The organism is Bradyrhizobium canariense (assembly GCF_018130465.1).
Classification (GTDB): domain Bacteria; phylum Pseudomonadota; class Alphaproteobacteria; order Rhizobiales; family Xanthobacteraceae; genus Bradyrhizobium; species Bradyrhizobium canariense_C.
In genome coordinates this window covers 206,920-213,510 of the sequence record NZ_JAFCKJ010000012.1, presented here as the reverse complement: position 1 = coordinate 213,510, position 6,591 = coordinate 206,920, and the positions used below count along the sequence as shown (strand labels likewise).

At 65.6% G+C, this 6,591-nt stretch carries 4 protein-coding genes and 1 pseudogene; all 5 read left to right on the top strand.

Annotated features, from left to right (window positions below; genetic code table 11):
• Window positions 1-112, top strand: a pseudogene (locus JQ591_RS35460) (GDP-L-fucose synthase); the annotation flags it as partial.
• 175 nt (window positions 113-287) lie between these two features.
• Window positions 288-1,604 carry a UDP-glucose dehydrogenase family protein gene (locus tag JQ591_RS27460; RefSeq protein WP_211399126.1) on the top strand — a complete coding sequence of 439 codons (1,317 nt, stop codon included), beginning with the start codon at window positions 288-290 and terminating at the stop codon, window positions 1,602-1,604.
• Window positions 1,605-1,743: 139 nt separating this feature from the next.
• Entirely contained in the window at window positions 1,744-4,221 is a 2,478-nt protein-coding gene (hrpB, locus tag JQ591_RS27455; protein ID WP_211399125.1) for an ATP-dependent helicase HrpB, read from the top strand.
• Window positions 4,222-4,385: 164 nt separating this feature from the next.
• Window positions 4,386-4,895: a TIGR02281 family clan AA aspartic protease gene (locus JQ591_RS27450; protein ID WP_211399124.1), complete on the top strand. Its 510-nt coding sequence runs from the start codon at window positions 4,386-4,388 to the stop codon at window positions 4,893-4,895.
• A gap of 193 nt (window positions 4,896-5,088) precedes the next feature.
• Window positions 5,089-6,588 carry a phosphomannomutase/phosphoglucomutase gene (locus JQ591_RS27445; protein ID WP_211399123.1) on the top strand — a complete coding sequence of 500 codons (1,500 nt, stop codon included), beginning with the start codon at window positions 5,089-5,091 and terminating at the stop codon, window positions 6,586-6,588.
• Window positions 6,589-6,591: the final 3 nt, after the last annotated feature.

The window sequence follows — 6,591 nt, the reverse complement described above, 5'->3', positions numbered from 1 at the left end:
GCCGCGCAAGCTGCTCGACGTCAGCCGCCTCGCAAAACTCGGCTGGCGCGCGACGACGCCGCTTCACGATGGCTTGAAGCGTGCATACGCGGCGTATCTGTCGCATACGTAGAATGCAACAAATGCATGTCGCGTGTTTCAGGAGTTGTCCGCAACGCCTGTCACGCGCGGCGGCTAAGGTTTATTCGGTTCGCGAAGCAACCTGCCCTAATGTTGGGCGTGCGGCCGGATAGAGAAATGTCTAGGGTGTTCAATGGAACATCCGTCTTCAACGGAAAGAGTTTTTCATGCGAATCGCGATGATCGGAACGGGCTATGTGGGACTGGTGTCCGGAGCCTGCTTTGCGGATTTCGGTCACGACGTCACCTGCGTCGACAAGGACGAGAAGAAGATCGCTGCTCTTCATCGCGGCGAGATCCCGATCTACGAGCCCGGGCTCGACGAACTGGTTGCGACCAACGTCAAGGCCAAGCGGCTGGAGTTCACCACCGATCTGTCCAAGCCGGTCGCCGATGCCGATGCCGTGTTCATCGCGGTCGGCACGCCGTCGCGCCGCGGCGACGGCCACGCCGATCTGTCCTACGTCTACGCCGCTGCGAAAGAGATCGCGCAGTCGCTGTCCGGTTTCACCGTCGTCGTGACCAAGTCGACCGTTCCGGTCGGCACCGGCGACGAGGTCGAGCGCATCATCCGCGAGACCAACCCCAAGGCCGACGTCGTCGTCGCCTCGAACCCCGAATTCCTGCGCGAGGGCGCGGCGATCCGCGATTTCAAATTCCCCGATCGCGTCGTCGTCGGCACCTCCGACGAGCGCGGCCGCAAGGTGATGGGCGACATCTATCGGCCGCTGTCGTTGAACCAGGCGCCGCTGATGTTCACGGAACGCCGCACCGCCGAGATGATCAAATACGCCGCCAACGCCTTCCTCGCGACCAAGATCACCTTCATCAACGAGATCGCGGACCTTTCCGAGAAGGTCGGCGCCAACGTGCAGGAGGTCGCGCGCGGCATTGGCCTGGACAACCGCATCGGCACCAAATTCCTGCATGCCGGTCCAGGCTTCGGCGGCTCGTGCTTCCCGAAGGACACCAAGGCGCTGATCAAGATCGCGCAGGACTACGACGTGTCCTTGCGCATCGTCGAATCCGTGCTGGCGGTCAACGAGAACCGCAAGCGGGCGATGGCCCGCAAGGTCAGCCAGGCGCTCGGCGGCTCGTTGCGCGGCAAGACCATCGCCGTGCTCGGCCTCACCTTCAAGCCCGACACCGACGACATGCGCGACGCGCCGTCGATCCCGCTGGTCACGGGCCTGATCGACATGGGCGCGAAGGTGAAGGCCTTCGATCCCGTCGGCATGGAGCAGGCCAAGAGTGAGCTGCCGAACATCATTTATTGCGAGGACGCCTATTCCTGCGCGGAAGGCGCCGATGCGATCGTCATCGTCACCGAATGGGTGCAGTTCCGTGCGCTCGACCTCGACCGGCTGAAGGCGACCATGGCGCAGCCCGTCGTCGTCGACCTCCGCAACATCTACCGCCCCGAGGACATGGCTGCGGCCGGCTTCACCTACGAGAGCGTCGGCCGGCCATCAGTGCAGGGCTGATAGCATATGATTGTCATACCCCGCGAAGGCGGGGTATCCAGTATTCCGCGATCTTCGTAATACCCGGGATCCGAGTTTACTGGATCACCCGCCCCGGCGCGCAATCGCGCGTAAGGCGGGTGATGACGGAAGCGAGATTTTGCCCCGCAGCTTCGACACGCCCCTCCCGATCGATGCCGTGCTCGAGGACCTCTCGCGCACGCTGGAGGCGCATAATGCCGCCGTGCTGGTGGCCCCTCCGGGCGCCGGCAAGACCACGCGCGTGCCGCTGGCGCTGCTCGATGCCCCCTGGGTTAAAGGCAAGAAGATCATCCTGCTGGAGCCGCGGCGCATCGCGGCGCGCGCCAGCGCCGACCGCATGGCCAAATCGCTCGGCGAGCGTCCCGGCGAGACCGTCGGCTATCGCGTCCGCTTCGGCTCGAAGATCTCGCGCGCGACCCGCATCGAGGTGGTGACGGAGGGCATCTTCACCCGCCAGATCCTCGACGATCCCGAGCTGTCGGGCATCGCCGCAATCCTGTTCGACGAATTCCACGAGCGCTCGCTCGACGCCGACATGGGTCTCGCGCTGGCGCGCGACGCGCAGCAGGGCCTGCGCGAGGATTTGCGAATCCTCGTGATGTCTGCAACGCTCGATGGCGCCCGCGTGGCAAAGCTGCTCGGCGAAGCGCCCGTCGTCGAAAGCGAGGGACGCGCCTTTCCGGTCGAGACGCGCTATGTCGGCCGCAAGGCGGACGCGCCGGTGGAGCGGCAGATGGCGGACGCGATCGCATCCGCGCTGCGCGCCGATAGCGGCTCCGTGCTCGCGTTCCTGCCGGGCGCGGCCGAAATCCGCCGCACCCAGAATTTCCTCGGCGAACGCGTGCAGGATGCCAGCATCGAGATCGTGCCGCTGTTCGGCGCGCTCGACGCCGCCGTGCAGGACCGTGCCATCTCGCCGGCGCCCAAGGGCACGCGCAAGGTGGTGCTGGCGACCTCGATCGCGGAGACATCGCTCACCATCGAGGGCGTCCGCATCGTGGTCGATTCCGGTCTTGCCCGCGTGCCGCGCTACGAGCCCGACATCGGTCTGACCCGGCTCGAGACCGTGCGCGTCTCGCGCGCGGCGGCGGACCAGCGCCGCGGCCGCGCCGGCCGCACCGAACCCGGTGTCTGCTACCGGCTCTGGGACGAACCTCAGACAGCCTCGCTCGCGCCCTACACCCAGCCCGAGATCCTCAGCGCCGATCTGTCCTCGCTGGTGCTCGATCTCGCCCAATGGGGCATCGCCGATCCCTCAGCGCTGTCGTTTCTCGACCCGCCGCCGCAGCCGGCCTGGAAGGAAGCAAAAAGCCTGCTCTCCGAGCTCAATGCGCTCGATGGCGATGGCCGCATCACCGCGGAGGGCAAGAGCCTGCGTGCGCTGGCGCTGCCGCCGCGGCTGGCGCGCATGATCGTGGATTCGCATCGCGTGGGCGAGGGCGAAGCCGCCGCCGAGATCGCCGCCATCATTACCGAGCGCGGGCTTGGCGGCGACAGCGTCGATCTCGAGCACCGGCGCGACCAGTTCCGCCGCGACCGTTCCCCGCGTGCCGCAAGCGCGCGCGATCTCGCCCGGCGCTGGGCCTCGCAGGTGGCGGCGTCGGAGAAGGCGACGACCGGAGAAGGTGACCTCTCGACCGGCCTGATGCTGGCTTACGCCTTCCCGGATCGCGTCGCGCGCAACCGCGGCAATGGCAGCTTCGTGCTCGCCAATGGTCGAGGCGCCGCCGTGGATCAGACCTCGTCGCTCGCTCGCGCGCCCTATATCGCGATCGGCGAGATGACGGGCACGGCGGCGAGCGGACGCATCCTGCTCGCAGCGCAAATCACCCAGGACGACATCGAGCAGCATTTCGCCGAGCACATCGAATCCGTCGACGAGATCTCGTTCGATCGCGGCGCGATGGCGTTGCGGGCGCGGCGCAAGCGCGCGATGCACGCGATCACTCTCTCCGAGGCGACACTTGCCGTGTCGCCCTCGGAGGACACCGCGCGCATCTTCGCAGACGGGCTGATCGCCGCCGGCCTCGACCGGATGCCCTGGTCGAAGGCAGCAAGACAATGGCGCGATCGCGTGATGTTCTTGCGCAAGGCCGAGGGCGACAGCTGGCCCGACCTGTCGGACGACGGGTTGATCGCGCGGCGCGACGATTGGCTGGTGCCGGCGCTCTACGACAAGATCGCGCTGAAGGATATCTCCGCAGGCGATCTCTCCGACGCGTTGATGGCATTGTTGCCGTGGGAGATGCGCGCGCGGCTCGACCGCGAGGCGCCAACACATTTCGAGGCCCCGACCGGCAGCGTGCTCGCGATCGACTATGAAGCCGAGCAGGGGCCGACCATCGCGGTGCGGCTCCAGGAATTGTTCGGCCTCAACACCCATCCCTCGATCGCCGCCGGCAAGGTGCCGCTGGTTCTGGAGCTGCTGTCGCCGGCGCAGCGCCCGGTGCAGGTGACGCGCGATCTCCCCGGTTTCTGGCGCGGCAGCTACAGTGCCGTGCGCTCCGACCTGCGCGGCCGCTACCCGCGGCATCCCTGGCCGGAAGATCCGGCGAATGCACTGCCGACCCGGCGGGTCAAGCCGCGCGGGACCTGAGACGCCTTTCTCCCTCTCCCCGTTCTTACGGGGAGAGGTTCAAGTCATGGCATTAACCGTCCGCTCATCCTTTTCGTCAAAATGGCACTGGTCCGGCTGCGGCTCCGCTCGCGGACAGGCCTGTCGCGTGGTGAAATCGAGCTTTCCGGCTCGGAAGTGGTGTGATGCGTAACATAATGATCTTCGCGGCGATCATGATCGGCCTCGGCACCTTCATGGCGCAGATGGCGGACAGGATGAGCTCCGCCTCGGCAACGTCGGTGCCGCGTACGGTAGCAGTCGCGTCCACCGCGCCGGCCGGAGGCCGCAGCTTCAGCATTCCCCGCGACGGACGCGGCCATTTCCAGGCCGAGGGCCGTATCGACGGCCAGCGCATCGGCTTCATGGTCGACACTGGCGCCTCCGTGGTCGCGCTGAACGAGACCTCGGCCGCGCGCTTCGGCCTGCGTCCCTCGCGCAGCGAGTACAACGCCACCGTCTCCACCGCCAACGGCACCATCAAGGCCGCGCGCACCCGCATCGCCATGCTCGATGTCGGCGGGCTTATCGTGCGCGACGTCGATGCCATGGTGCTGCCCGACGAGGCGCTGTCCGAGAACCTGCTCGGTCTCTCCTTCCTGTCCCGCCTCAAGCGCTTCGAATACGCCAACGGCCAGATGGTGCTGGAGCAGTAAAGGGTCTCCCAAAGGCTCCGACGACCCTATATTTCAAAAATCGTCTCTGTTTCGACCGCTCTTGCGGTCAGATTTTCCCCGTTACCAAACTGCCGCAATTATCATCCATAAGCTGCCATTCCTGCCTTCCGCTGCGGCCCGGCATTCGCTAAGGCTGCACCAAATCCTGGCTCTTTTTCACGAGACCGTCTCAATGTTCCCAAAGCCGAAATCCGTGTTGCTGCCCAACACCTATGCCTTCGAATCCGAGCCGATGGTGAAGGCGACCGGCTTTCGCGAATACGACGCGCGCTGGCTGTTCCAAAAAGAAATCAACCTGATGGGAATCCAGGCGCTCGGCATGGGGCTGGGCGCGCTGATCGCGGAGCTCGGCGTCAAGCAAGAGATCGTCACCGGTCATGATTTCCGCGGCTATTCGGCCTCGATCAAATATGCGCTGATCTCCGGCCTGATGGCAGCAGGCTGCAAGGTGCACGACATCGGGCTCGCGGTGACGCCGATGGCCTATTTCGCGCAGTTCGACCTCGACGTGCCCTGCTGCGCCATGGTCACGGCCTCGCACAACGACAATGGCTGGACCGGCGTGAAGATGGGCGCCAACCGTCCGCTGACCTTCGGGCCCGACGAGATGACGCGGCTGAAGGAGATCGTGCTGGGCGCCGAGTTCAAGAACAAGGCCGGCGGCTCCTATCAATTCCACGAGAATTATCCGGCGCGCTACATCGCCGATCTCACCAGCCGCCCGAAGCTCAAGCGCAAGCTCAAGGTCGTCGCTGCCTGCGGCAACGGCACCGCCGGCGCGTTCGCGCCGCAGGTGCTGGAGGCGATCGGCTGCGAGGTGATCCCGCTCGACACCGAGCTCGACCACACCTTCCCGAAATACAATCCGAACCCCGAAGACATGGAGATGCTGCACGCGATCCGCGACGCGGTGCTGCAGCACAAGGCCGATGTCGGCCTCGGCTTCGACGGTGACGGCGATCGCTGCGGCGTCGTCGACAACACCGGCGAGGAGATCTTTGCCGACAAGGTCGGCGTGATGCTGGCGCGCGACATGTCCGCGATCCACAAGGACGCGCAGTTCATCGTCGACGTGAAGTCGACCGGCCTCTTCATCACCGATCCGGTGCTCCAGAAGCAGGGCGCCAAGACCACCTATTGGAAGACCGGCCATTCCTACATGAAGCGCCGCACCCACGAGACGGGTGCGCTCGCGGGCTTCGAGAAGTCCGGCCATTTCTTCTTCAACAAGCCGTATGGCCGCGGCTATGACGACGGCCTGGTGTCGGCGCTCGCGATCTGCGACATGCTCGACCGCGCGCCCGGCAAGTCGATGGCGGACTTAAAGAACGCGCTGCCGAAGACCTGGTCGTCGCCGACGATGTCGCCGCATTGCGCCGACGAGGTCAAATACGGCGTGATCGACAAAGTGGTGAAGCACTTCGAGGCCTTGCAGGCAAAGGGCGCCAAGATCGGCGGCCAGTCGATCCGCGACCTCGTCACCGTCAACGGCGTGCGCGTCACGGTCGAGGACGGCAGCTGGGGCCTGGTGCGTGCCTCCTCCAACAAGCCCGAGCTCGTTGTCGTGGTCGAGAGCCCGGTCTCCGAGCAGCGCATGCACGACATGTTCGAGATGGTGAACAGCGTGCTGCGCACGCATCCCGAAGTCGGCGAGTACAATCAGACCATCTGAGCA

Excerpts from the sequence above, each read along its gene's own strand:
- JQ591_RS27445 (WP_211399123.1), top strand. The coding sequence starts at position 5,089 with ATGTTCCCAAAGCCGAAATCCGTGTTGCTGCCCAACACCTATGCCTTC.
- JQ591_RS27460 (WP_211399126.1), top strand. The coding sequence starts at position 288 with ATGCGAATCGCGATGATCGGAACGGGCTATGTGGGACTGGTGTCCGGA.
- JQ591_RS27450 (WP_211399124.1), top strand. The coding sequence starts at position 4,386 with ATGCGTAACATAATGATCTTCGCGGCGATCATGATCGGCCTCGGCACC.